29 protein-coding genes and 1 pseudogene are annotated in these 25,043 nt (G+C 70.7%); 2 read left to right on the forward strand and 28 right to left on the reverse strand.

Annotation, left to right across the window (positions count from 1 at the left end):
* Positions 1-49: 49 nt before the first annotated feature.
* A pseudogene (locus ABT342_RS21275) lies at positions 50-607 on the forward strand (ISAs1 family transposase); the annotation flags it as partial.
* A gap of 971 nt (positions 608-1,578) precedes the next feature.
* Positions 1,579-2,055, forward strand: a complete 477-nt coding sequence (locus ABT342_RS21280; RefSeq protein WP_351575931.1) for a hypothetical protein — start codon at positions 1,579-1,581, stop codon at positions 2,053-2,055.
* Between the two features lie 444 nt (positions 2,056-2,499).
* Here the strand turns inward: ABT342_RS21280 and ABT342_RS21285 are convergent, their stop codons facing one another.
* The 28 genes from ABT342_RS21285 to ABT342_RS21420 all read right to left on the reverse strand — a co-directional run bounded on the left by ABT342_RS21285 (position 2,500) and on the right by ABT342_RS21420 (position 24,928).
* Positions 2,500-2,682 carry a hypothetical protein gene (locus ABT342_RS21285; RefSeq protein ID WP_351575934.1) on the reverse strand — a complete coding sequence of 61 codons (183 nt, stop codon included), beginning with the start codon at positions 2,680-2,682 and terminating at the stop codon, positions 2,500-2,502.
* Positions 2,683-2,918: 236 nt separating this feature from the next.
* Positions 2,919-3,143: a hypothetical protein gene (locus tag ABT342_RS21290; protein WP_351575937.1), complete on the reverse strand. Its 225-nt coding sequence runs from the start codon at positions 3,141-3,143 to the stop codon at positions 2,919-2,921.
* 41 nt (positions 3,144-3,184) lie between these two features.
* The gene (locus ABT342_RS21295) at positions 3,185-3,559 is read right to left on the reverse strand and encodes an SPDY domain-containing protein (RefSeq protein ID WP_351575940.1); all 375 of its coding nucleotides are present in this window, start codon (positions 3,557-3,559) and stop codon (positions 3,185-3,187) included.
* A 561-nt stretch (positions 3,560-4,120) separates the two neighbouring features.
* The gene (locus ABT342_RS21300) at positions 4,121-4,996 is read right to left on the reverse strand and encodes an SPDY domain-containing protein (protein WP_351575943.1); all 876 of its coding nucleotides are present in this window, start codon (positions 4,994-4,996) and stop codon (positions 4,121-4,123) included.
* Between the two features lie 29 nt (positions 4,997-5,025).
* Positions 5,026-5,886, reverse strand: a complete 861-nt coding sequence (locus ABT342_RS21305) for an SPDY domain-containing protein (protein ID WP_351575946.1) — start codon at positions 5,884-5,886, stop codon at positions 5,026-5,028.
* A 41-nt stretch (positions 5,887-5,927) separates the two neighbouring features.
* Complete coding sequence (locus ABT342_RS21310; protein ID WP_351575949.1) at positions 5,928-6,401, reverse strand: hypothetical protein; 474 nt, start codon at positions 6,399-6,401, stop codon at positions 5,928-5,930.
* Positions 6,398-7,207, reverse strand: coding sequence for a hypothetical protein (locus ABT342_RS21315; protein WP_351575951.1), 810 nt, complete (start codon positions 7,205-7,207; stop codon positions 6,398-6,400). Before ABT342_RS21315 ends, ABT342_RS21310 begins: the two co-directional genes overlap by 4 nt.
* A 1-nt stretch (position 7,208) precedes the next feature.
* A complete protein-coding gene (locus tag ABT342_RS21320; protein WP_351575954.1) occupies positions 7,209-7,817 on the reverse strand; it encodes a DUF4913 domain-containing protein in 609 nt (202 codons plus the stop codon).
* A gap of 94 nt (positions 7,818-7,911) precedes the next feature.
* Positions 7,912-8,802 (reverse strand): DNA cytosine methyltransferase, encoded by an 891-nt coding sequence (locus ABT342_RS21325; RefSeq protein ID WP_351575957.1) that lies wholly within the window; start codon positions 8,800-8,802, stop codon positions 7,912-7,914.
* Positions 8,803-8,824: 22 nt separating this feature from the next.
* On the reverse strand, positions 8,825-9,115 hold the full coding sequence (locus ABT342_RS21330; protein WP_351575960.1) for a DNA cytosine methyltransferase: 291 nt from the start codon (positions 9,113-9,115) through the stop codon (positions 8,825-8,827).
* Positions 9,105-9,707 carry a hypothetical protein gene (locus ABT342_RS21335; RefSeq protein ID WP_351575963.1) on the reverse strand — a complete coding sequence of 201 codons (603 nt, stop codon included), beginning with the start codon at positions 9,705-9,707 and terminating at the stop codon, positions 9,105-9,107. Before ABT342_RS21335 ends, ABT342_RS21330 begins: the two co-directional genes overlap by 11 nt.
* Positions 9,704-10,882 (reverse strand): DnaB-like helicase N-terminal domain-containing protein, encoded by a 1,179-nt coding sequence (locus ABT342_RS21340; RefSeq protein WP_351575966.1) that lies wholly within the window; start codon positions 10,880-10,882, stop codon positions 9,704-9,706. Before ABT342_RS21340 ends, ABT342_RS21335 begins: the two co-directional genes overlap by 4 nt.
* Positions 10,879-11,115 (reverse strand): hypothetical protein, encoded by a 237-nt coding sequence (locus ABT342_RS21345; protein ID WP_351575969.1) that lies wholly within the window; start codon positions 11,113-11,115, stop codon positions 10,879-10,881. The genes ABT342_RS21340 and ABT342_RS21345 overlap by 4 nt, the downstream gene beginning before the upstream one ends.
* A gap of 101 nt (positions 11,116-11,216) precedes the next feature.
* Positions 11,217-13,010, reverse strand: coding sequence for a type IV secretory system conjugative DNA transfer family protein (locus ABT342_RS21350; RefSeq protein ID WP_351575972.1), 1,794 nt, complete (start codon positions 13,008-13,010; stop codon positions 11,217-11,219).
* Positions 13,011-13,087: 77 nt separating this feature from the next.
* Entirely contained in the window at positions 13,088-13,525 is a 438-nt protein-coding gene (locus ABT342_RS21355; RefSeq protein WP_351575975.1) for a hypothetical protein, read from the reverse strand.
* Between the two features lie 29 nt (positions 13,526-13,554).
* Entirely contained in the window at positions 13,555-14,262 is a 708-nt protein-coding gene (locus ABT342_RS21360; RefSeq protein ID WP_351575978.1) for a hypothetical protein, read from the reverse strand.
* 14 nt (positions 14,263-14,276) lie between these two features.
* The gene (locus ABT342_RS21365; protein WP_351575981.1) at positions 14,277-14,774 is read right to left on the reverse strand and encodes a hypothetical protein; all 498 of its coding nucleotides are present in this window, start codon (positions 14,772-14,774) and stop codon (positions 14,277-14,279) included.
* Positions 14,775-14,808: 34 nt separating this feature from the next.
* Positions 14,809-15,582, reverse strand: coding sequence for a hypothetical protein (locus tag ABT342_RS21370; RefSeq protein ID WP_351575984.1), 774 nt, complete (start codon positions 15,580-15,582; stop codon positions 14,809-14,811).
* Between the two features lie 26 nt (positions 15,583-15,608).
* Positions 15,609-16,067, reverse strand: a complete 459-nt coding sequence (locus ABT342_RS21375) for a hypothetical protein (RefSeq protein ID WP_351575987.1) — start codon at positions 16,065-16,067, stop codon at positions 15,609-15,611.
* A gap of 88 nt (positions 16,068-16,155) precedes the next feature.
* Positions 16,156-17,424: a hypothetical protein gene (locus ABT342_RS21380; RefSeq protein ID WP_351575990.1), complete on the reverse strand. Its 1,269-nt coding sequence runs from the start codon at positions 17,422-17,424 to the stop codon at positions 16,156-16,158.
* Positions 17,425-17,450: 26 nt separating this feature from the next.
* Positions 17,451-17,642 (reverse strand): hypothetical protein, encoded by a 192-nt coding sequence (locus tag ABT342_RS21385; protein WP_351575993.1) that lies wholly within the window; start codon positions 17,640-17,642, stop codon positions 17,451-17,453.
* A 106-nt stretch (positions 17,643-17,748) separates the two neighbouring features.
* The gene (locus ABT342_RS21390) at positions 17,749-19,254 is read right to left on the reverse strand and encodes a putative type IV secretion/conjugal transfer ATPase (protein ID WP_351575996.1); all 1,506 of its coding nucleotides are present in this window, start codon (positions 19,252-19,254) and stop codon (positions 17,749-17,751) included.
* 19 nt (positions 19,255-19,273) lie between these two features.
* The gene (locus tag ABT342_RS21395) at positions 19,274-19,729 is read right to left on the reverse strand and encodes a DUF6238 family protein (protein WP_351575999.1); all 456 of its coding nucleotides are present in this window, start codon (positions 19,727-19,729) and stop codon (positions 19,274-19,276) included.
* 44 nt (positions 19,730-19,773) lie between these two features.
* Entirely contained in the window at positions 19,774-21,243 is a 1,470-nt protein-coding gene (locus tag ABT342_RS21400) for an SCO6880 family protein (protein ID WP_351576002.1), read from the reverse strand.
* Positions 21,244-21,332: 89 nt separating this feature from the next.
* Positions 21,333-22,703, reverse strand: a complete 1,371-nt coding sequence (locus tag ABT342_RS21405) for an SCO6881 family protein (RefSeq protein WP_351576005.1) — start codon at positions 22,701-22,703, stop codon at positions 21,333-21,335.
* A gap of 31 nt (positions 22,704-22,734) precedes the next feature.
* A complete protein-coding gene (locus ABT342_RS21410) occupies positions 22,735-23,421 on the reverse strand; it encodes a hypothetical protein (RefSeq protein ID WP_351576008.1) in 687 nt (228 codons plus the stop codon).
* The gene (locus tag ABT342_RS21415) at positions 23,421-23,729 is read right to left on the reverse strand and encodes a DUF6112 family protein (RefSeq protein ID WP_039649441.1); all 309 of its coding nucleotides are present in this window, start codon (positions 23,727-23,729) and stop codon (positions 23,421-23,423) included. The genes ABT342_RS21410 and ABT342_RS21415 overlap by 1 nt, the downstream gene beginning before the upstream one ends.
* Positions 23,730-23,800: 71 nt before the next feature.
* A complete protein-coding gene (locus ABT342_RS21420) occupies positions 23,801-24,928 on the reverse strand; it encodes a C40 family peptidase (protein WP_351576013.1) in 1,128 nt (375 codons plus the stop codon).
* Positions 24,929-25,043 lie beyond the last annotated feature (115 nt).

Consider the following 25,043-nt stretch of genomic DNA (forward strand, 5'->3'; position numbering starts at 1 on the left):
AGACGCCACCAGGCAACAGCCCGCCGCAGCCACTACCGACGACGGTCGACTGACGAACCCACCGGATAGATCACGAAACCACACTGGAGTACTAGCCCAACTCGACGTCGGCGAGAAGACCGGCGAGACCGCCTGCTTCCAGCCGCTGCTGGACACCGTCGCCTACCTGGCCGGGACGGTCGTCACCAGCGACGCACTGCATACCCAGCGCGAGCAGGCCGGCTGCCTTCTGGGCCGCCGGGCCCACTACATCGCGATCGTCAAGGGCATTCAGAAGAAACTGCGCAAGCAGCTGAAGTCCCTTCCCTGGAAGGGCATCCCGCTCCAGGGCCGCACGCGCGGCAGCGGCCACGGCCGCGAGGAGATCCGCCGAATCAAGGTCGCCACCGTGATCAACCTGCTCTTTCCCGGCGCCTGCCAGGCCGTCCAGATCAAGCGCCGCCGCACCGACCGCAAGACCGGCAAGGCCACTATCACCACCACCTACGCGGTGACCAGCCTGACCGCCGAGCAGGCCGCCCCCGCCCGGCTCGCACAGCTGGTCCGGGACCACTGGAAGATCGAGGCCCTGCACCACGTCCGCGACACCACCTTCGCCGAGGACGCCTCCCAACTGCGGACAGGCAATGCACCCCGGGCGATGGCGACCTGGCGCAATCTCGCCATCGGCGCCATGCGCCTGGGCGGCGTCAAGAACATGGCCGCCGGCCTCCGCCGCAACGCACGCAACGCCTGCCGACCCCTCGCGTTCCTCGGCCTCGCATGATCACAAACCGGACGTCATCCAGTCTTTGCCGAAGCCTTGGGTCCGACGGCTGAGGTTCATCTACTCTGTCGTCATGGCATGCAGGGTATGTGGACTCGGTGGGCACAACAATCGCACATGTCCGGGTGAACACCCCACGTGTCCGAACTGTGGTAAGCCGACAGCCAACATGAGCGACTACTCCGAGCGACACGACAGCGATTACTGCTCTCCGTTTACCTCCTCCGATTGCTGGGGTGACGCGCGGTGACAGCGCTTGTCTGTACAGGGTGTGACGATCCCGTCGAGAACGCGACTGACTGGGACGACGAGTCTCAGATGTGCAGCGCTTGTTATGAAGTCAGCGGCGGCCCCACGTACTGCTGCGGCGTTATGTACGACGATGGCGAAGACACCTGTAGGAGTTGCGGCGACCCGCTTTAAGAGACCGTTGTGCTCCAACGTTGCGTCGCGGGCCTGCGACGCAACGCCCGCGATCCCCGATGGCCCCTCGCACTCCTCGACCTCGGTGATCACAAACCGGACGCAACGCGACTACGCCGAGGCCCTGCTGGGCGGGTGGGCAGTGGATGCCTTGCTGCGCACGGGTAAGAGGTGCCCATTCGTGTCATTGGATCGGACAGCGGCGGGGGACGCTCAGTTGCAGGTGGAGATCCGCCGACCAATCATGGACATGAGGCGTAGCTAGTGGAGGCATCATGGGCCTACACATCTGCTGGCGGAGGCGCTCGTCCGTCCCCGGCACGCAATCTCCACCGCCTCTGCGCTGGCACGAGCCTGCACCCTTTGGATTGACGCCTGCCCGCCAGTCCATGTCCAGCGGCGCAGCCGCCCTTCTCGCAGGTTTCTCAACGGCTATTGTCGGAGTCATCGCTCAGGCCCCAAAGGAGATCCGCTACCCAGGCTGGTCGCTATTTCTTCTAGCCTTCGCCGCAATGGCCTTTGTTGCCTGCGTGCAGTGTGGATTTAACGCACGTGCTCTCATGTACTCGCATGCGGAGATTGCGGAATGGCGCCCACTTCCCTGGACTCGAGAAGAAGTTGACTTTCTTCATCACGACCAGCAAGAAGAGGCGAAACGGGGGCGTAGATGGGAGTACGCGGCTGAGTGGGCTTACCATCTTGGGATAGTCCTGCTGGCCACCGGGATGGGGCTTGTGCTCGTCCCAAGAGGAGACTCCGCGGATAATCTACCCCGCTGGATCGCCGCCTACGCGGTCGCAGCCGCAGGAGTAATGCAGGTCGCATACTACCTCGGAGCCTGGCTGAAAGACATGAAGAGGGAATAGGCTATGGCCGACCGTAAGGCGCGAAAGGAAGCGGCGGTCAATCGGGACCCTTCGCGGGAAGCGCGAGTTAAGGCGCGTTTGGCGGCCAAGAAGACAAGAAAAACTCCGCCGCTGAAAGTCAAAGGAATAGCCAAAGCGATCCGTGAGGGGCGGCGTTGCAAGCGTCACGGAGCGACGCAATGCCGAGAGTGCAGGAAGCCGAAGAGGCAGCGCGCAACACGATCGGCGACTGCTGCCACTTGAGCCAGTCCGCGACGAGCGGTTCAGGCGCGCGGCGGAGGTGAAATGCCGGCAGGATCGGACCTGCCGGAAGGCGGCCAGGGGATTCTGAGCACGGAGCCGTCCTGGTGCGCGGTGGCTGTGCCGTGGGGCTCGTGGAACGACACGCGCCGAGGGGCTGTCCCGACCGGGACAGCCCCTCGGTGTTCGAGACGCGTCGTTGCGTCAGACTCCGGCAAGGTGGTTGGCGACGTGCAGCGCGTCGATGGCCACGGACAGCGCGGCGTGCAGACCGATGGTCTCCAGCAGCGTGAGATAGACGACCGGGGTCCAGTCTCCGTGGAGGTTCGGCCAGGTGGCGAGGGTGACGTCCGCCGAGGCCAGGCCAAGGTGGGCGGTGACGTTCATCCCGCCTGAAGGGGCGGATTCCCAGAGCAGCAGAACGGAGCCCGGACGAAGGGGAACGCGGTCTTGCGCGGACACCCAGGTCGTGGGAACCGGCTCGGTGGCGCAGCGGGGCACGGAGCGGACGAGAGCACCACGTACGCCTTGAGGCATCGGGCGTTGGGCGACATCGCCAAGGGACAAGGGCGGGCTCGGAGGCTCCTTCGCGCCCGCCGCGAACTGCGAGCGTGACCGGCGGTTCACACGTCGGCCCAGTCGAGCTGAGCGCGGACCTCAGGTGGCAGCACGCCCTCCTGGCCGTTCTCGGCAAGGTAGACAGCGCCGTCGGTGCCGCTGACTTCGATGACGCGACCGATGCGGTGGGCCTGGGGCCAGTCCGGGTTGACAGCGAGGTACGCGGGGAGATCCGGGTCGACTGCCTGGAGCTGGTGGATCAGTTGGCGAACGGTGATCTCGCGAGGCAAGAGAGACTCCTGGGTTGGTGAAGCGGGGCGGTCGGCGTAGGTCAGACGCAGGCGCAGCAGCGGCTGGGGAAGGCGATGAGTGCCGCGAGGAATCCGGCCACGGCCTGGGCCGGGACACTCGACCCGAAGGTCTGGCTCCATGCCACCCGGCCGTCGGCTCCTTTGACCTGGATGTGCCACAGCTCGCCGCGCGCGGCCTCCTCGGTCTCGGGAAGGAACCCGACGTACGCCGTCTGGTCGGGGCTGGAGCAATGGACGTTGGCGGAGAGGTCGGGGATGACGTCCCACCCCTGGCCTTTGAGGAGGTCGATGACTGGACCCGCACAGTGGCAGTCGAGTAGCCACTCGCGGTCGCCGAGTGCCGAGTGACGAGGTGCGGCGGGGACATGGGACGGGGCGGTGACAGAAAGCGTCATGAGTAACAAACCCTTCGTTGACCTGCGGTTTTTCGAAGCGGTCGTACGTTGACATGGTCCAGGAGCAGGTCTCCAGTCCTTCCCGGGGATGGGCGTCTGCCGTGGGCGAACTGGCTGCGCCGGCGCCCGCAGGTGATCACTCGGGGAATGGATCGGTCGCCCCGGGAGCTGTTTCCGGGGCGACCGATGGAAGGCGGGCAGAGCGGAGTGCTGAATCAGGAGATACGTACGTACTACGAGACTGCGGACGACGCGGTAGCAGCGTCCGTGGGTCGATCCCGCATGGCGGACGGCAGACGGATCAACCTGACCGTCGAGGCGCTGGCGGAGGCGGTCGGCGCTGGCGGGGGCGACATCACCTGGAGCGTCGTGGGGCCGACGTGAGCTAACGGTGGCTCGTGAAGCTGCCGGGTTGGTGGTGCAGGGAGCTGCCGCCCGGCCGTCTCCGGCACCCGTAGGGACGCCCACGACCGCTGCGGTTGAGCGGTTGCGAGCGGTCTCCACTCGCGTCGTGGCCGACGGTGCCAGTGAGCGGGAGAGGCTGTCGGCGCGGGCTGGAGTTCACGAGCGCCCCGCCGCGGCCCGCCGTTGGTGGGCGGGGCGGGCCGGCGGGACGGCACTGAGGGTGCCCGTGGTTGCGGATGCCGCCGGTGTGCGGCGTACGAGGTGACCTCCGTGGGAGCGGGCGCGTGCGGCTGTGGCACGCCTGACGTCCAGCGGAGTTGGCACCGGGGGAGGCACGGGGCGTGTCCGGGCGGCGCTGCGGTTGCGCTGCGGGATTTCGACCTCGTAGCGAAGCACAGGGCTGGGGTCGGCCAGGCGGGCGGTGGTCGCCGCGATCAGATCGACGGGGACGGCAGAGGTGAACGTGGCGTACCAGCGTGAGCTGTACCCGTCCTGGCCGCCCCAGAGCAGCCAGCGATCCTGGTCGCCACGGAGCTCAGCGTGTCGATCCAGGACCCCGCCCCTGTAGGTGAGGCCGGCGAGTTTGTCGGGCGCGGTGAAGAGGGTGGTGAGCCGCCAGTCCCCCCGCTTCCAGCCAGTGCCTTCCAGGGGCTGGAAGCCTTCCTCGACTGGGCGACGAGGGCCGGTCAAGATGGTGTCCGGATCGTCGGCGTAGCTGGTGGCAAGGGCCGAGGTGAAGGCGGTCACCAACTCCGTCGGCGTGTTGGAGTCGAAGGTGGCCAGCCAGTCGGGCGGCCCGAACGGGTCGCTGTGTGCGGCGACCTTCCACAAGGTGTTGTCCGGGCCCTCGGGCAGGAAACCGAGCCGGACACGCTGGTCCGGGGAGGAGACGTAGACGTTCGCCAGTTCATCGCTCTGCGCCGTGAAGCCGTGGTTGAGGAGTGGCTGCAACGCAGGATCGCCGATGGTGGTGGAGCCAGCGAGGTACAGCGGGGCGACGTAGATATCGCCGTCGAGCGTGTGTGAGGGCATGGGGGATCTCCGGGTGTGAGCAGTGGGCGTCAGCGCTGGCGGCGTGAACGACCGTGCGCGGCAAGCGAGGCGGGCGGGATGGCGGCCTCCGCCCCGGGTGCGGGCACGTGGGCGGCGTACGGCCGGCGGGCCAGGGCAGCCTGGGCCCTGGGCATGTCGGCCGTCGGCTTGGTGAGGCGCACGCGCACGAGATCGCGGTGGCGTTCGGGGACGTCGCCGAGGAAACGCGGCAGGGCATCCGGGCTGGTGAGAGCGATGGCGGCAGCGGTGCGCAGGTGTTGCGGCGTACCACTGCTGAAGAAGGCCCTCCAACTCGGCACGTGCACGGGATCGATGCCGCCGGACAGGCGCCACATGGACTTCTCCGGGGTCAACAACTCGGTGTACTCGTCGAGCCACCCGCTGCGCGTGCGCAGAGCCGCGCGGCCATCGGGCGAGACGTTCCAGTACGGCCGACTTCCGTGTACCGGCTGCCAGTCGCTGCGGCGCAGCACGTCCTCCGGGCCGAGGCCGGTGTAGTGCTTGCCGCCGCTGAAATGGTCCCGGAAGTGGTTGGGCAGGCCGTCGACGAGAGTCTCGGTGAAGGCAGCGACGATCTCCTGGGGCGTGCTGCGGTCGAAGGTGGTGATCCAGTCCGGAACGCCGAGCGGGTCCTCGGCGTAGGTGATCGTCCAGCCACCGAAGTGGCTCTCGACGGGGTTGGCGATGCGGACTCGCTGGCATGGGCTGGCGTAGTACGTGTCCGTGCCGAAGGCGACGGTCTTCGTCCAGCCAGCAGCGTTGTCGAGGACGCTGAAGACGGCCTCCCTCGTTCCTGGACCTGCGAGGTGGACTGGTGCAACGAGGACCTCGGTCGTCGGGTCGAGATCGCCGAGATCGAGAGGTGACACGGGGAGGTACCTCCGGGCGGTGGCGGATGAGGGGCTGGGCGTCATGACCGGCGGTGCGCTCGCGGCGGAGCTGTGGAGGCGGCGGAGGGCGGCGAACCGGCATGTGCCGGACCTGCGCTCCCACGCGGGGACCGAGACCGCGCTGCCTGGGCACGGCGGCCGTGCGGCGGCGCTGCCCCTGTGGATGCCTCGCGTTCGCGCTCCAGCCGGTGAGCCGCGGTGCGGTACGCGGCCTGGTCCTGGCGCTCGCCGACCGCTAGGAGATAGATCTCCCTGTGGTGCTGCGAGGACGCTGGGGCGTCGCGGTACTGGATGACCATGCGCCAGCGGGTCTCCGGATCGACGTAGATCTTGTGGCAGCCGGCGAGCTCGCGGGTCAGGGCGGCGCCGCGCTCGTTGCCGTGGACCAGGTGCTGCAGTTCCAGCAGGGCCAGGTCGCGGATGCCCTCTGGGGCCGAGCGCAGGTCGGCCAGGGCTTCGGGGTGTGCCGCGAAGGCGTACCGGGCCCGGCTCACCGCGCACCCCGGCCGGAGCGCGGTACGGAAAGAAGCGCCGGTTGTGGAGCCGTGACAGGCGCCGGGGGGACCGCGAGGCCGGCGGTTCCGGCGAGCGGCGAGCGGGTGCGGGCGGCCAGGGCCCTGTGGACGCTCTCCGGGGCCGGGGCCGGGGCCATCGGGAGGGGAGCGTCGCGGTCCATGGCCCAGGCGTCCGCTGCCTCCACGCTGGTGAAGGCGCCTTCGCGCACCGTGTAGGAGCGGAACTCCTTGGCCGTCTCCTCGAGGAAGAGGCGGTAGGGGGCGTGCGCGGAGGCCGGGTGGCTGTCGTGGACGAGAGTGCGCACCTCGGTGCCGAAGTCGAAGGAGCCCGGGTTGACGGTGTGGTGGTCGATCACCTCGTACCGGCCGCCGGGGTTGCTCCGGAGTAGGTCCTCCAGCCGCGAGGTGAGCGCGTCGGCCGGGCGTGGCCCATGGTTGCTGGTCGGCACGGCGGCCTCCGGCGGACAGCCCCGGCGGGTGAGCCAGTTCTGCGCGAGCGGCACGACGGGAACACGCTCGTAGTCGAAGGCGAACGTTCGCTGCTCGACGTCACGGGTGACGTGGAGCGCGACGTACTCCGCTGTGCCGGGCGCTTCCCAGATGGCCGCCCGGTCGTAGAACAGCAGGTAGCTGTCGCGTCCGTCGTCGCTGTGGTGCTCGGCTAGGGGGACGAACATGTCGTCCGAGATCGTGACCGAGCAGAAGTCTTCCTCGATCGTCTCGGTGGCAGCTTTGAAGCCGTCGATCCGGTAGTCCGGTGCCTCGGTCGCGTGTGCGTCGGTCATGTCAGACTCCCGCGGGCTCGGGCGAGGCCAGGAGCCGGTGGTTGGGGCGGGTCGGGCTGGTGGTGCACGCGCCGAACGGGCCGTCGGGCGTGCGGAGTTGGAGAAGAGTCGGGTCGAGATGGTCGCGGTGCCACGTCGATGGACCCGTCAGGCCAGCCTCGGCGTCGGTGAGCTGTTGCCAGGCCAGCCACAGGGCATGCAGGCGGGCCACGGCCTCGGGATGCTCCCGCCACTGCTGGCACCACGGGCGGCCGGTGGTGATCTCCCGCCCGTAGACCGGCAGCAGCAGGTCGTGCACCCAACGCGTCAGCGCCGCGAGCTCCTCGGCGTACGCCGTACCGTCGAACGCCAGGATGAAGACGGACGCGGTGCGTTCCTGTGAGCCGTCCGGCTCGGCCGCCGCCGACGCGGCGGCGGCCGAGCCCTCACCGGGACCGTGCCCGGCCTCCCCGACCTCGTAGTCCGAGGGCGGGGCGCCTTCGATGAGCCGGGCGAGCGTCTTGCCCTGCTTACGGCTCTCCGCGACCAGCCTCGTGACCGTGGCGACCAGATCGTCCAGATCGTGGTCCGCCACGCGTATCGGCTCGCTGTCCTGAGCGGGTTCAGCCATCGCTACCCCTCCGCAAGATCGGGTGGTTGGGGTGGCGAGGATCCGGAGAAAACCGGGTTTGGCCAGGCCGGGAATGCGGTGTAGAGAGTGCTGTTCACCGCGAGTCGTGATGGCGGCAAACCGCGACGGGAGGAGCGAGGATCTCCAGCGCGCGAGCTGCTTGCTGCGGCACGACTCCGTTGCCCAGAGCGGATAGTTGGGCTGGGCGTCCCAGTCCCGGAGTGGCTGTCACCCAGCCCGGTTCAAGCCCTTGCATCCACTCCACGAACAGCGGGCTGAGGCGCCCCGCGTCGTCGGTCGGCCGGGGTGCCGGGCGCGTGGCCCTCTCCCATCGGGCGACGGCGGCGGCGTACGGGCCCCACGTTCCCTGTCCGTCGACGGGTGAGGGGCGAACAAGGGAAGCACCACCGCCGAGAGCGGGGGCCGGAAGCCCGTGCCCGGTCGGCGTCCTGGAGTGCCGGTGTCGCTCGCCCGTGGGGTCGGCAGCAATCGGGCCGCCGCCGAGGGCAGCGTCAGGTCCCCGTTTCCGTGACGCTGGTTGGGCGACCCTTTGGTGCCGTCCGACGCCTTCGGCGTCGGCAACAACCACTCCACCTCGTCCGCCAGATTCGGACCGTGCCCGCCCTGTTTCCTCTTGGTCGGGTGCTGACTGCCGCCGTTCGTCGCCAGGTTGCTCGTCGGCGTCTTCAGCAGAGGCGGTCCGCCGGGCGGGCCAGGCGACGAGGAAGATCCGCTCGCGACGGTGCGGGGCTCCGACGTCAGAGGCGCGAAGCACGCACCAGCGCGCATCGAACCCGAGGTCGGCCAAGGAGCCGAGTACGGCACCGAGTGCGCGCACAGCAGGCTGGCCTGCGGTGTCTCCCAGACACCACGGACAGGGTTCCACGTCGCCAGGGGAACCGGCGGGGGAGGTGAGGAGTCCTCGGACATTCTCGATGACCACCAGGCACGGGTTGAGGGCTTCGATGGCACGGACGATGTGCAACCACAGACCGGACCGGGTGCCATCAGCCAGTCCGGCGCGGCGGCCGGCGACCGAGACGTCTTTGACAGGGGAACCCGGCCGTCAGGACGCACACCTCCGGGACATCGGCCCAGTTCACGGCCGTGATATCGCCGAGGTTAGGCACGCCAGGCCAGTGGCGGGACAGGATCCGGGCCGGGCCCGGATCGACCTCGGCATGCCAGGCGACCGTGCCGCCGAGGACAGCCTGAACACCGAGATCCAGACCGCCGTACCCGGAGCACATACTCCCGATCGACGGCTGGGGCGGTGCCACTGGAAGGTCAGCGCGCATGGCGGGACCCCGGCATGTAGGCGAGACGGGTCGGCTCGGTCGCGGGCCGCGTGGCCGGGACGCGGTAGATCGAGTTCGCTGGACGGGCCGAGCGGCTGAGCGCGGCGAGGACACGAGGCGGGGTGCCGTCGATCCGGTCGGCCGCGTGCCGCAGGGTGACGACCGCTTCTTGCAGGGAGTCCACGGTGACGTCCAGCCGGTCCTGTGCGACACCGAACGCGGCCTGGCGGGCGTCGCGAAGGTCCGCTGATGGTGGGGCTTCCGCGTACCTGCGCAGGAATCCGAGCTGTTCGAAGGCTTCGGTGTAGTTGTTCACTGCGCGTCCCGCCGGAGTGGACGCGCTGGTGTACGCGGCGATGACCGGGCCGAAGTCGAGCCCCGGGTCGTTGTCGGTGGCGCGGAAGAGGACCTCGTCCGAGAGGTCCTTTACCAGTCCCGTCAGCGCGGTGAGGTGGTGGGACGCGGTGACGAGGTCGGGCAGGGAGTTCGTGGTGTACGACCCGACGATCGCATGGCGGGCCTCCTCGAACTCGCGGGCCACTGCGTACAGTTCGCCCCTCTCCAGGCCGGCGCGGCCGGTGTGGTCGGTCATGACGGGCTCCGATGGTTGCGTCGGTCGGGGAATGCGGCGCAGGAGGCGGCGGCCACTGCTGCGAGGGCCGTGGTGTTCGCGAGGCGGCTGCGGGCGCGGGCGGCGTCGATGCGGGCGGCAGGCGGGGGCGCACCGGGTCGGCTGGTCGGTCGCCTCGGCTCGGGTTCGGCTTCGTGTGCGAGGCGCAGGCGGCGGCGTACGTCTTCCAGCGGTTCGAGTGCGTGCAGGGCGTAGCCGATGAACTGCCCGGGCGCGAGCGCGTCGCGGTCGGCCAAGGCGCCGACCTGCCGGGCCGCCGAGGCGGCCGTGCGGAGGAGGGAGGCGTTGACGACCTGCTCGCCGAAGTGCTCGGCGGCTCCGCCCACGAGCGGATCGCAGATCCGCCTCACCCGCTCGGTGTCGAGCGTCCCGTCGGCGAGAGCGCCGCGACGCTGGGTCTCCCACAGCACAGTCAGCTGGTCGATGGGTTCGCCGCGATGGTGCAGGGCCCCCAACGCGCGGTAGATCTGCTGATGGCCCGGGTCGGCGAAGTCGCCGGGGCGGAGCCAGCGCACCAGGCCGGGCAACTGGTCGGGGCGGGAGGTGAGGCAGCCGAGGAGGAACTCCTCGTCGGCCAGGACCTGCTCGCCTGCCGGCTGAAGGCGCTCGGCCTTGGGCACGTGCGCGGTGGGCGGTTGCACAGGACGTGCCTCGGCGCCCCAGCCACGAGCCAGGTCGGCGAGTACGTCGTTCAGGACCTGGGCGTGGTGCAGCGTCTCTTCCACTGTGCCGGTCCGGCTGTCGGCGAGTGCGGCCTGGTGGAGACGGGCGGCGTGCTGGGCCACGCTGCGGTGGATGGCACCTTCCAGCACCATCCGCCCGTACACCGGGCCGTGACCGGGCCGCGGGCATGCCGACGCGAGGGAGTGCAGGTACGAGGCGGTGAGCCCGCGGGTTCGTGTGCCCGCCTCCCGTAGCGTGTCGGTCACCCAGGCCAGCGGGACGGGAGCGCCGGCCTTCGTGGCTGCCGCTGGGTGACCTTCGGCCTTGAGCTTGAGCATCGCGGCGTAGATCGCCTTGTGCGCGGGACGGGAGAAGTGTTCCGGCCGCAGCCAGGGCGTGAGCCGGTCGAGCTGGCCGGGCTCCAGGAGGACCGCGCCGAGCACGGCCTGCTCGGCGTGGACGAGTGGCGTCACGACCGAACCTCGCATGCGGCCGTGTCCTGGGCCCGGATCGCGGCGACAGCGCAGTCGGCGGCGGCCAGGTCGGCGGCGAAGTGGTCCAGTTGACCGGTGAAGACGGGGTCCTGGGCGAGCAGGGAGCCGGAGGGGGACACGAGCCACCAACTGGCACCGCGCCGTACGACGGGTGTGCCGGCGAGGCGTTCGGACCGGCGGACGAAGGCCCAGGACGGGACGGGGTGGGACATAGGGACACCTCAAGAGGACAGGGCGAGAGCCCGGAGGGAGGAGGGGCGGCCGGGGCGTGCGCCGTCGCGTCTCGCCAGCCGGGAACCTGGCAGAACCGGGGTCATGCGGCCGGACCGAAGTCGTCGCGGCGCAGGCTCTTGGCCAGCGCGCGCTCGGTGATCGCCGCGGTCTCCTGGGCGGACGCGGCGCCGAGCCGGTCGGCGTCCGGCTCCCGGTACCAGGGCTTGAGGTCGAGGAGCGCGGGGCGGATGCCGGTGGCCAGCAGCAGCGCGGAGCCCTTGCGCAGGGCGCGGATCGCGTCGGCCGGCAGCACGCGCTCCTGACGCATGGAGACCGATGTGGACTTGCCCGACTCGCTGGTGGAGACCGAGACCGTACGGACGTCGTGGTCGCCCACCAGACGGCTGAGCTTGTCCGCGAAGTCCGCATCGTCGATGCCCGAGCCGACGAGCTTGATCGTCGCGGCGGACCACAGGGCGTCCATCCCGGCCTCGCCCCAGACCCGCACGCCCTGGCGGTAGGACTGCAGGATCGTGATCGGGATGACGCCCCGGGAGCCGAGGTGCGAGTACAGGTCCGGCAAGTCGGCGATCTTGCACACGTTCGCGGCCTCGTCGAGGATCGCGAGCAGCGGTGCGTCGAGCCGTCCGCCGTCACGCTCGGCCTGGATGACGGCCGCGCGCATCACCGCGTCGGCAGCGGCGGCGATGATCGCCGAGGCGGAGCCGCCGCCGTCCTTGGACAGCAGGAACAGCGTGTCCTTGCTGGTGGCGAACGCCTCCGGCTTGAACTCGTGGATCTTGCCGAGGCCGCTGGGCGGCGTGACCCAGGCGGCGATGGTCGGGTCGAGCAGGCAGCTCGCGTACTGCCGCGCGGTCTCGAAGATGCCGTCGCGGGTCTCGACGGCGCCGGCCACGGTGCCCTGGAGCTGGGCGGCGACCGCGTCGAGTCCGGCGTCCTGGAGCAGGTCGATCGGGGTGCGGTCGGCCGGAGAGGCGAGCCAGGCCAGGACGTCGGTGATCGGCCGCCGGTCGCGGGCGGCGGCGAGGAACAGTGCGGTCAGAGTGTTCGCGGCGGCGGTGGACCAGAAGTCGCCCGCGTTCGACTCGTCCACGGAGGCGGTCACGAAGTGCCCGGCCAGACGGCGGGCGCCGGCGAGATCGCGGGCGTCGGCGAGGATGTCCCACCACATCGTCTGCGGTGCGTGGGCGATCTGCTGCGGATCGAGCGTCCAGACCGTGCCAGCTTCGGCGCGGGCTGCGAGCGTGGCGGTGTAGGCGTCGCGGGCCGCCTTGTTGGAGGTCAGCAGTACCGGTCCGGGCGCGCGCAGGATCGCCGGGATCGCCAGACCGGAGGTCTTTCCGGACCGGGGCGCCATAATCGCCAGGATCACGTCCTCCCACGAGGAGCGGACCTCGCGCGCGCCGGGCGCGAGCGTGCCGAGCAGAACACCGCGGTCGTCGGGCGCGACGTCCTTGGGCTTGGTGCCCTTGAGGCTCGGACGGAGATCGATCGCCTTGGCCGCGATCTTCTTGGGCATCAGATCGGCCAGGTCGCGCTGGCTGGCCAGCCCCGTGGGGTTGCCGCGTAGCCGCAGCCACACCTTCGCGCCGAGCAGCGCGGCGGCCAGGAGTACGAGTGCGGGCAGGACATAGCAGGCGCCGACGAGGACGGCCTGCGAAAGGTGCGGCCAGAGCTCGTGGGGCTGGAGCAGGGCGTCGGTGGGTTCGTACGGGGCCCAGGGGTCGGACCTGGTGAGGGTGTTGGCGGTGTTGCCGAACAACCAGGCCAGCGTCCCGGCCCCCATGCCGAGGCCGGCGACGGACAGCATTAGGTACAGCAGGAAGTCGGTGCCGGTGGTGGTCGAGGGTGTGCTGGTGCGTGCAGGAGACAAGGCGCGGTCCCGTTACGTGGTGCGAGAGGGGCGATGGGCTGGGGCCGGCGGGTTCTTCTGGTGATCACGAGGGGCTCCTAGCGGCTGTGGTGGGCGGAGATGGAGGGAACGGCGGGCGATGCCGGGGCTGTGGTGTCCGGGCGTGCCGGTGGCGCGACCGGGCCGGCGCTCGGCGAGGATGACGTGGCCGCGCCGCTGATCCGGCGTCGCCGGACCTCTTCGCGTACGGCGGCGACGGCTTCCTCGGAGACCAGGTCCTCGGCGACGTTCGCGTCGAAGCCCCATGCGCGCAGGAGGCACGCGGAGCGCGTGGCGCTCCGCTTCTGTTCCTCCTCGGACAGTCCCTCGGGGAGCTGGTGCCAGACGTAGTGTGGCGGGACGGTCTGCTTCACGAAGCCGCACGCGACAAGCACCTCGTGGGCACGCGGGTCGCCGCAATCGGCGATCACCTCGCTGCTGAACGGCTTGCGGTAGATCTCGGCGTCGGTTCCGTACTCTTCGTGCAGGAAGGACACGCAACGGCCTTTCTGATGAGGGGGATTGGTCAGCGTGCTCGGTTCGGCCTGGACGCGGGCGGTGGAGCGACAGCAGGCGCCTCAGGCGTGACTGCGGCCGTTTCGGTGCGCTGGGCGGCCGGGGCGGTCGCGTAGTAGCTGGCGACCCGCGCCTGCCAGCTCGGCTTCGCCGACTGATCGAGCGCCCGCAGCTGGTCGGCGGCGTCGTGCAGGGCTTCACCGAGGGAAGTGAGCGCCGCCGCCGCTTCCGTGAAGTCGTAGGACAGGTCCCAGCCAGCGTCGGTCCCGGATGCCTTGGCCTGCTCGGCGGCGGCCTCGAAGAACTCGCTGAGCCGGACGAGCACCCCGTCGTTGGGGTCGAGGACGTGGTCGGTGAGGCCGGCCGCGGTCTCGTACGTCTCGGCGCCGTTGAGTTCGTCGGTCAGCCGCAGGATCTGGTGGCCGTGGACACGTTCGCCCCGGGGATCGGAGGGCGTGGTGAGGGGGCCTACCTGCAGATCGGGGCCGAGGTCGACGCGGTAGCCGACGGCGGTGAGCGTGCGGGCCGCGTGGCTGGCCATCTGGTTCTCACGGGCTTCGCCCATGTCCCAGGGCAGGCGGTACCAGAAGGACCGTGGCGTCGTCTCGATGACGAAGCCCGCGCGCTTGAGGAGTGTGTTGGCGAGTTCGTCTCCGCCCTCGGCGATGACATTGCCGGTCGGATGGCGCGTGATGACGACGTCGGGCGGGGTGGGCATCGCAGGGGGTCCGTTCAGAAGTGGGGGTTCTCGGTCGGCCGATCGCTCGCGGAGGCGGCGTCCAGCAGCTCGGGCAGGTCTGCGGGGGCGGCGTCGCGCTGGTCAAGCCACCAGCCGGCGCGGGTCAGCAGCCGTACGGCGTCCTCGATGGCCTCCCACTCCGCCTCGCCCGTGGTTCCTTCGACGACGAGCGCGGTGTACGCGGAGGAGACCAGCTGGTGGCGACAGCGGGCGGCCCACGCGACCGCGCGGTCGGTGCCGTCCAGCGGGGGCATGCGGTACTGCTCGGACCATGCCTCGGCCTCGGCCTGCTCGGTCGCCCTCTGCTTCGCGAGCCACTCGGCCGTGGCCTCGGTGGCCTCCGCGCGGGAGGCCCGCCAGCAGTCGGAGCAGTCCCGGCCGGCGAGCCAGCGGGCGTATCCGGCACGGCGGTCGGCCGGACGGTCGGACAGATCGGCGTCGACCGTGTGACCGCAAGCGTGGTCGATGGTCCAGAACTTCTTCACGGCCATGAGCCGGACTCCTTGAGCGTCGGGAAGGGGCGGATCAGCGCGTACGACTCAGGGCGGGCGGCGCGGCCTGGAGCCGCGGCCCTCGCACGTCCAGCGGCTTCGGGGCGTTGGCGGTGCGGTTGGGGGACGACGCCATGGCGGCGCGCGCTCGTGCGGTGTGCGTGACCCGGAGCCACTCCTGCCGCTCGGGCAGCGGTACCTCGGCCAGGGGCGGGGCGTTCTCGGGGGTCACGTCGGGCATGATGGCCAGTTCGAGCTGGGCGCCGACGAGCTGGTCACCGAGGAAGGCGACGTGATGGGCGATGGTGCGCAGATGAAGGCCCAGCTCGTGACCATGCGGAGTGCCGAGCCGCTCACACCAGGCGGCGGCCGTGTCGATGAACTCCTCCAGGTCGAGCACGACGCCGTGGTGCTCGTCGAGGATCTCGCCCAGGACCTCGGAGACATCCGCCGCGCGACGCAGCTCGTGCAGTTCGCCGGTCAGCGCCGTCAGGGACTGGCCGGGCCGTGTCGCCCGCGCAGGCACTCCGTCCCGAGTCGGGACCGGCGGTGGAATCATGATCCTCGGGTCGGCCGCGACGGAGAGACCGGCGTCTTGGAATTCGCGGGTCGCCCTGGCCACGGTCCGTACCGCAGTGTTGTGGGGCGTGTTGTCCGCCAGCAGGTAGACGTCGAGGTACTCGCTGTAGCGGAAGTGGTGCTTGCGCAGGACCTCGTCGAGGAACGGTCGGGCGTCCGCGACAGCGGCGGCCACCCCGTAGTCGGGGTGCATCCCGAAGGCGACGTCCGGTTCGAGTTGCAGAGTCATCGCGTGGGCTCCTTGGTGGGTGCGGTCTAACGGCTGCGGACCGGCTGCGGGGCGGAGGGGACGGGGCGGTACTCGACTACGGCGGCGGCCCGCGCCGGCGGCGCACCCGCGCGGGCCGGGGAGATGGCGGTGGCGGCCTGGGAGCGACGCTGCTGGGCCGAGGGCGTCACCGTTGAGGCGGAAGGTTTCTCCAGTCGCTCCAGGAGGCCCCGGCCCGTGCCGAGCCGGGTATGGGGCTGGAGGTCGTACGCGACATCGGCTTTGACCCTGTACTGCGCGGCCCGCAAGGACTGGACCGCCTGCGCCCCGCGCCGTACCGGGTCACGCTGCGGATCGGTCAGCCCGTACAGAGTGCTGCCGGGCAACCGCTCGAAGCCGACGAGCCGCAGGATGTGCTCGGCGACGTGGTTGTCGTGCGATGTCGCCGCCACGACGCCGTACTGGTCGTGGTGGCCGACGGTGATGTGCGGACGTGTTTCCGCCACGAAGATGCACCTCGCAGAGGTCGGGGCCGTGCGGAGGACGAGGATGCGGCCGGAAGGCGGATTTGGTGCGGCCGTGGATTCGCGCTAGTCAGCGTGAGCGCGGCGGCCTGCTGGAGTTGAAGAAGCGGATGGCCGGCGGACCGGCGTTCTTCTCGATCGCCGCGGTGATCTGGCGAGCGGCGTGTGGTGACCAGGCACGGGCGGCGTCGGCCCGTGCCGACCGGACCAGCTGCCCACGGAGCGGTCGGGTCGGTGGCGCGGGTGGCGCCTTGTCGGCGCGCGCGATGTCGACGAGGACGCGGGCGTTGTCCATCCAGGTCAGGGAGTAGTGCCATCCCTCGGCGTTGCGCATGGCGACGGCGTCCGCGAACACCGCCTTCGAGCGGGGATGGTCGGGCAGGAGCGCCTCGGCGACCATCTGAAACTCGGCCTGCACCCGGGCGCCGCAGTCCAGTGCCTCGCGCAAGGCACGGAGCCGGTACGCCCAGCGCCCGGCCACACGCTCTGCGGGGTCAAGGAGAGGAAGCGTCTCCTCGGCGTGCGCGACCATAGCCGGACCGTGCTCGAGGAAGGGAGCGAACTGCGCCCACATCTCCGCGTCCCGGACCTGCTGGCGCAGGCCGTACCGCTCGTCGAGCGGCCAGTGATCGGCGTCGCACAGGCTGTCCGAGACGGCGTCCCATTCGGCCAGAACGCGCTGGCCGGCAGCCACCGACGTGGCAAGTTGGCTGAGCCGGGTCTCGCGGACAGCCTCCTGGTACCGGGGCAGCAGGCGGGTTGTCACCCGGGAGGCTGCTCGCACTGGGTCGTTGCTTACGACGATGCCGTTGCGTGTCTTGGTGGTCGCTTCGGACTCGGTGCCACGTGGCTCGAACGCGGCGACCAGGAACTCGTGCTCGCGCAGGGGACGGTCCGCGATCAGGAGCTCGATGCCTGAGTCGCTGGTGAGCACCGCGCTTCGGTGCGTGGTGAATTCGGAGAGGGCCCAGCTCACGTGCCCGTAATCCCAGACCCGCTCGCCGAGCGGGATCGGGCCCTCGTCCGCCTCGCCCCCGTGGACAGCGACAGTCCAGGAGCCGGGGAGCCGGGCCGACAGCCCCTCGGCGAACTCCGCGAGATCGGCCCGCCCGTCCGGCTGGCGCGGTGCCGGGGCCAGCTGACGCACGGGCTCCGAACCACGGGGTGGCGCCGGGTTCTTGGACATGCCTTCGTCGAGCAAGGCGTCGTCGATGGCGACGTAGTGGCTGGCCACAGCGCTGTAGAGCTGCTGAAGCGTCGCCCGAACCTCGTCCGGACCGCAGTCTCCGAGGACGTAGGCGAAGTCGGGGTGCCCGGTGGAGAAGCCGACATCGAGCAACAGCGCCCAGCGTGATCCAGGCCAGCTCAGCCATGGTTGCTCTCGCCCTCGTCGTGCGCGGCAGGGCATCGGTCGGCTCCCCGCCGTATCGCGTCCACGGGAGCGGGCGGGCTTGCGACCATGGAGGTGCGGCCGTGCGCGGTGTGGGCGCGAGCGGCGTCGGCGTAGAGCTGGACGAGGCGGCGCAGGCCGCGACGGATGGTGCGCTTCAGGTGCATGGCGGGGCGACTTCCTGTGCGGAGGGAGTGATGTGACGCCTGGCGAGGGGGAGCCGGGGTGGCGTGGGCCGGCTCCCCCCCGGGGGCGTGTACGGGAGCGGACGGCTCAGGTATGCATCCGGGCATCCGTGTCGAACAGCTCGCCCTCGTGTGGGTGGAGCAGATGTTGAGTAATGAACGACCGGCCCGCGACTTTCCACAGGCCGCGCCCCTTGGTGAGGGCGGAGACGGCTTGGGTCTCGACGCCGGTGAGGCCCAGCAAGGCGGCTGCGGAGCCGAGTTGGTCGGCTTCCTGGCGGTAGATGATGCGGGTGGAGCAGTCGGTGAGCAGGCCCTCGGCGAGCGCGCGGCCCCGGGAGCCGGCGTCGCCCGCGGTGAGCAGGTCGCTGAGGCGGTGGATGACCATCATGTTGGCGATGCCGAGCCCTCGGCTGAGCTTCCACTGGCTCTGCATGCGCTCCAGCAGGGCGACGTGCCGCATCACGCGCCATGCCTCGTCGTAGATCACCCACCGCCGTCCGCCGGTGGGGTCGGCGAGCGCGGACTCCATCCACGCGGAGGCGCAGGTCATCGCCAGGACGAGCGCGGTGTCGTCGCCGGCACCGCCGAGCCGGGAAAGGTCGATAGACAGCATCGGCGCGGCCGGATCGAACGCGACGGTGCTCGGCGCGTCGAACATGCCGGCCAGGTCGCCGTGGACGAGGCGCCGCAGCGCGTGGGCCAGGTCCTCGGCCGCGCGTCCGAGGCGTCCGGACAGGTCACCGAGTGCGGTGTCGAGCCGCTCGGGTGCGCCGAGTACGTACGCGATGTCGCCGAGCAGCGGGGTGGTGCCGGTTGCTTCGGCGTGAGCGACCGCCTGGTCGAGTGCCACGTCCAGGGCGGTGTGCTCCATCGGGTGCAAGTCGCGCCGCAGAACGGTTTTCGCGAGGGAGCCGAGGAGAAGCAGGCGTCGCTTGCGGACCTCGCCGGCCCAGTCGTCCTGGCTGACGCCGTACGGCCGGGCGGGGGCGTCCAGTGGATTCAGCCGGCCGGGAAGGCCCGGGCCGAGTGCGATGGTCTGCCCGCCCAGGGCCTGGGCGACCACGGTCCATTCGCCCTTGGGGTCGCAGGGCACGTAGATGCGGTAGCCGAAGGCGACGGCGCGTACGGCGAGGGACTTGGCCAGGGCGGACTTGCCCATACCGATGACCCCGGCGAGCAGGATGTTCGGATTGGTGAAGCCGTCGAGCCGCCCGTAGAGCGCGAACGGGTCGTAGGTGAAGGCGGCCTCCGCGTGCACGTCACGGCCCACGTAGATGCCCTGGGCGCCGAGGCCGCCCTCGGCGAGGAAGGGGTAGGCACCGGAGGCGGTCGCTGTGGTCATCCGGTGGGCGGGGAGCTTGAGCAGGCCGCCGCGGGCGGAGGTGGGACCGGGGCGGCCAGCGGCCGGGTAGGTGGCGCGCAGTTCGGGATCGATGCCGGTCGTGGTACGGCGGGCTTCGGGCCGGGTGGCGTGGCGGGCCTTGTCGCGGGCGGCGGCGAACTGGTCGCGGGCGGCGCGGGCCGTGCGGCGGTCGGTCTTGCGGGGGACGAACAGCGGGCTGGCGCTGGCGCGGGTGGTTCGGTTGGGCATGGCGGTGGTGCTCCGGTGGTCAGTGGCGGGTGAGGCCGGTGAAGGGGTCGCGCAGGTCGGCCGGGGTGTGGTCACGGCGGACGCGGGCGGCGGTGGCGAGGTGGCGCTGGCACACGGTGAGGTCGGGGGCGCCCTCGGGAAGGCGGGCCCGGCACGCCTCCCGCGAGGGGAGGCGGCCGGTGACTCGCTGCGGGGCCGCGTGATAGGCGGCGTGGAGGTGCTCGGCTGCCTGCCACAGCCGGACACGGCAGGCCCTCAGGTGGTCGCCCTCGACGCTGGCGACCGGGGTGGTCCGGGCGGTGTGCGCGTCCAGCAGCCCGTACAGGGCGACCAGGTGGGCGTGCAGGGAGTCCAGTTCGGTGCGGCTGGCGGCGACCGGGGCGACGGGCATGTTGATGGCCCGGTGGAAGTCGAGCGCGGCGGTGGCGAACGGGACGAAGTCCGAAGCCAGTTCGGGCAGGGGCTCGGTCGGCATGCGGGTGCCCTTCGGTAGAGCGCGGTCGGTGGTGCTGGGCCGCGCTACGGGCGGGCGAGCGGCAGAGCGGCGTTGGTGAAGGCTTCGGCCTGCTGCCAGGTCAGCAGGCGCAGGTCGACGAGAGCGGCGACGGCCGCGGTCTCGACGGCGGCGCAGGCGGCGTTGAGTTCCTCGCTCGTGTCCGCGCTCACGGTGAGCAGGCCGGTGAGTGCGACATCGGCGTGCCCGGCGATGAGCTGGCGCTCGCGCTGCTTGATGTCGGCGTACTCGACCGAGTCCTCCTCGGAGTCGACCTGGCCCTTGCGAGCCCGCTCGGCGGCGTCCGCGATCACGGTGGCCTTCTTGCGCTGTACGTCCTTCAGGGCGGCCTCCAGTCCCTTGGGCTCGTAGGTCAGCGAGAGGGTGCGGCGCACGCCGGTGGTGAACAGGAGCTGGTGCAGGAAGCCGGGGCTGGTCTCGATGCGCGGCCAGTTCTCGATCCAGAACGTGGCGTGATGGGCCGAGTCGGTCTGGATACGGTCGGCCTTCTCGACTAGGACCACCGGCCCGGCGGCAGCGGGGGCAGCCTGCGGACGGCCCGAGTCGGACCACCGGTCGAGCGCGGCCGACGCCTTGGGGTCGTACGCGGTGCGGATCACGGCGGCGATCTCACGCGCGGGCAGCCAGCCCGCGGGCATGAGCCCGGAGGTCCGGGCGGCCTGGTCGAAGGTGGAGGCGAGTTGGGACAGGACCGCGAAGGCTCCGGTGAGCCCGCCGCCAGCCTGGTTGATCAGGCGGCGGGCCGCCTTGAGATCGAGGGCGAGGGAGACGTACGCCTCGTGGGGCGCGGCGGCGGGGCCGGCAGCGGCCAGCAGGTCGCCGTAGATCGGACCGGCAAGCGGGGTCTGGGCGTTGCCGTGCTCCTGCCAGTAGCGGTTGAGCGCGTCGCCGGAGTCGGGGACCGTGCGCTCCAGCACTTGGACGCGGGCGATGTGCCCGGTGCGCGCGAGCGCGGCCAGGGTGCGGCCCCAGCCGGAGACGTTGCCGGTCTGGGTGGCGGGGTCGAGCAGGGCGAAGGCGCGGGAGGAGACCTTCACCACGGCGGTGAGGGTGGCCTGGTGCGGATCGTGCACCGCGCCGAGGCGACCGTCCGGCGAGGAGACCACCCGCAGGGACGCGGCCGTGCCAGGCAGGTGGAGCAGGCCCTCTCGCTGCGGTCGGGTGGACGGGCGGGTGAGCCAGACCAGCTGCCCCCGGAAGCGTCGGAGCGCGTATCGGATCGCGATCGGCGCCCAGTCGGCGAGCGCCCGTCCGCGGTGGCGGATGAAGACCGCCGCGAGGACGACGGCCCACAGCGGTACGAGCTGGAGCGCTCCGGTCACACCGGAGGTGAGCAGCACCCCGAGCAGGAGCAGACCGCAGGTCGCGACGACGATCAGCTGAGGGGCCGAGAGACCGAGCAGCACGCCCCGGCGCGAGCGGTGAGGGAACTTGACGGTGGGCGGACCGTCGGGGTGAGAAGCGTCAGAGAGCATGGCGAAGCCGTCCTTGGAACATGAGGAGAAAGAAGAAGAGGAGGACGGGGTGGGCCGGGCGGGCCTCGGCCCACCCCGTCAGCTCCGGGCTACGAGCCCGAGCGGTCCGCTGGCCCGGGATAGATCCACCGCTGCGGGGTGGCGCCACCCTGCGGAGGAGGACCGCCGCGCCGTGGTGCCGGCGGGTCCAGGTGCGTGACCTGCGGGGCCGAGACCGAGGCGCCCTGTGGCGTAGGCCCGGAGAGCGCCGGCGCCGAGTCGGACGCCTCGCTGCCACCGGGGCGCTGGATGAGCGGGACTCCGCGGTCGCCGTCCGTGGGAGGACGGCGGATCAGCGCCCGGCCCTTGTCGCCGGTCGCGTTCGGATCCTCACCGAAGCGGAAGTGGGTCTGCTTCGGCTCGGTGTCACCGCCGGATCCGCCGGTCGGGTCGATCCCGGAGGCGACGCCACCGGAGCCCTGGCCTGGCACCTTCGCCGGCCCCTGCGGAGCACGCATCCCCGTGCCGGCCTGCACAGCGAGCTGCCCCGCGGTCTTCGCCGCACCCGCGGCGACCGCCATACCCGCGACACTGGTGCGGTGCAGATCGTCGTGGCCGCCGCCATCGGCCGCCCAGTGCACGAACTTGTACGTGGCGTAGGGGCAGAGCAGCACCAGGACCATCACGACGATGCCCGCGATCGCGTCCGACAGGGCGCTCAGCCCGTCGCTCGCGTCGGTCTTGCCCATGGCGGAGACACCCAGCAGGAACACGATCGTCATCAGGAGCTTGGAGACGATCAGGGTGCTGGTCGCCTCGATCCAGCCGCGCCGCCAGCGCCGCGCGACCTCCCAGCCGCCGCCGGCCCCGGCGAACACGGCCAGGGTGACCAGGACCAGGATGCCGACCTTGCGGGCGACCATCACCGCCCAGTAGAGGAAGGCGCCCACCGCGCAGCCGAGTGCGACGATGGCGGGGACGCCCCAGCCCAGGCCGTACATCGCCCCCAACTCGTTGACCTTGATGATGCGGCGTACCGCGTCGTCCACGGAGCTGTTGGCGGCCTTGAACAGGCCGGCGCTGAGCGCGTCGACCACAGTGATCGCGACGGTGGTGCAGGCGATCGCGGCGAACGCGAACAGGACGCCGGCCACTGTTCCGTATACCGCCTGAGCGAGGGCACGTTCGTCCCGGCGCCAGGCGGCGCGGGTGAGCTGGAGGCAGAACGTGCCGACGGTGAGGATGAGGCCGATGGGCAGGATCAGCTCGTAGTTGCTCCTGAACCACTCGGCGTTGAGATCGATGGCGGTGGTCTTGTCGACGGCCTTCGAGGCCAGGTCAGCTGCGGCCTGGGCCATCTCGCCCATCGACTTGGCGATCCAGGCACCGATGCCGTCCGTGACGGCCTCGCCGGTCGCGCCGACGACACCGCCGACGGTGTCGCAGACCGTACTCATCAGAGGAAGGTCGCAAGCTCCCATGAGGGTGCCTCCTTTCGCAGGTTGGGGGCGATCACGGCGCGGCGTTCGGCAGGACGCCGACCAGGGCGCAGTCGCGGTCCGGTCGGCACTGGACGGCGAGCGTCGTCGCGCGGGACTCGGCTCCGGCACCGGAGCCCTTCCAGGAGATGGACTGCTTGCCGGTGACCGTGACGGCGTAGACGTACGCCTCCGTGATCGCGCCGGGGTCCTGGGCGAGGGCGGTCTTGAACGCCTGCGGGAAGTGGCCCTCGCCGACCGTGGCGCCGGCGTGCTGCCCGTTGTCGTGCATTCGCGACCACAGCACCGGACTGGGCACCTGGTCTGAGACGGACTTCCAGTCGGCGTACTTCTTCTCGTGGGTCATCCACCGCTTGAGGCCGGCCATGTGCTCGGCCTGCGAGAAGGACCGGGTGTCGTACGTCCACAGGACCTTGGTGGCGGCCTTGGCGAACTCGATCGGATCCGTCGTCGTGGGCGGCGCGACCACCGCCACCCCGGCGTGCGTGGTGGCGGCAGGGGAGGGCGACGTCGAAGAGGACGCCGGCGCGGGGGTGGCCTTCGGCGCGGCCGGGCTCTCCGCACGGGTGACGTACGCGACCAGACCGGTGACGGCCAGCAGGACAGCGAGGACGATGCCGCCGATCGAGGCGCGGCGCAGAACCGAGGACGGGGCTCCGTGCCTCCGCCCCCTGGCGGAAGGGAAACGATTCTTCGGCATCAGTGAACCTGCGTCCCCATCGCCGAGAAGAACGCGACGACGCCGTTGGCCGCGCCGAGCAGGAGGGCGCAGCCGGCGGCGACGACCGTGCCCTTCTTGCCGTTGGCCTCGGCCTGGTGGCCTCCGCTGTGGTGGCCCCAGGCCCAGACGATGGCGGAGATGGCGAGGGCGCCGACCGTGGCGATGATGCCGAAGAGGTTGATGCTGCCCATGACCTTCTTGAGGACGTCGAGGCCGGGCAGGCCGCCCTCGCTCGGTGTGACGCCAGGGTTGTACGCCAGCATCTGGGCGTGCTGAATGAGCTTCATTGGAACTCCAGTACGAACATGGGCGCGCGAACGCCCGGTAGGGGAGGAGTGAGAGGGGAGAGGGAGGCCGGTCAGACGATCCGGCGGGCGGCGAGCATGTCCGGCCGCCAGTCGGCGAGGGTCGAGATCTTGACCACGTCGCCAGTGCGCGGTGCGTGCAGGATCAGGCCGTCGCCGATGAATATCCCGACGTGTTCCGGGACTTGGGCCGTGCCGCGGGTGAAGAGAAGATCGCCCGGCTTGAGGGCGTCGACGTTGACCGCCTTGCCCTCCTTGACCTGCGTGTACGTCGTCCGGGAGATCGAGATACCGCCGGCCTTGTACGACATCTGCATCAGGGATGAGCAGTCACAGCGGCCCATCGGGTCCTGACCACGCGGATCGGTGCACGTGCCACCCCACTGATACGGAGTGCCGAGCTGGCCCAGACCCCAGCGGATGGCGGTGCGGATCGACGTGGGCGCATCAGCCGGGATCTTGTAGTCCTTGGGGACGGAGCCGGCAGGGATCGGACCGAACTTGGCACCGTCCTCGCCAGTGCCGCACGTGCCGGGTGTCGCATCCGTCTGCTCGCCCTCGTCGCCTCCGTCGGAACTCGACCCGTCCGACAGCGACGTGGCGATGGCCTTCTGCAGAGCCGTGGCCAGCGGCTCCCACTTCGCGTACGCGTCCGGGAAGGCGCTCTTCTGGACCGCCTGCGCCGCCTGCGTGACGGTCATGGACTGCCAGCCCGGGACCCTCAGCAGCGCCTCGTAGAACTTCGTCGAGGCGTGCACCGGATCGCGGACCTGCTGGGCCGTTCCCCAGCCCTGGCTGGGGCGCTGCTGGAAGAGGCCGAGCGAATCCCGGTCGCCGTAGTCGAGATTCAGCAGCCCCGACTCCTGCAAGGCTGTGGCCAGAGCCACGACCTGGCCCCGGGCTGGCACCTTCATGGCGACGCCGGTGGCCTGGATCGTCTGGGCGTTTGGGATTTGCTCCGCGGGATCGTCCAGCCCCGGGACGGACACTTTGGCCTTCCCGCCGCTCTTGAGGATCGACTCCACCTGCTTGGCGACCGCCGTAGAATCCACAGCCTGTGTATTGCCGTTCGCGCAGGCGGCCTGGGCGCTGGACGCGCCGGCCAGAGCCACCGCGAGCGGGGCGGCCAGCAGCAGCGGGCCGAGAGCCACGGCCCCGACTATCGCCGCGCCCGCCTTCACGGCCGAGGGCCGTCCGCCGAACCGAGGGTGTAGGAGCCGGGCTTTGGGGAAGGGCGCGCCTGGGCATGCTGCATCAGCAGCTCCTTACTCGTAGGCAGCGCGGCACCAGCGTTCT

This window comes from Streptomyces sp. NPDC000410 (assembly GCF_040300305.1).
Classification (GTDB): Bacteria; Actinomycetota; Actinomycetes; order Streptomycetales; family Streptomycetaceae; genus Streptomyces.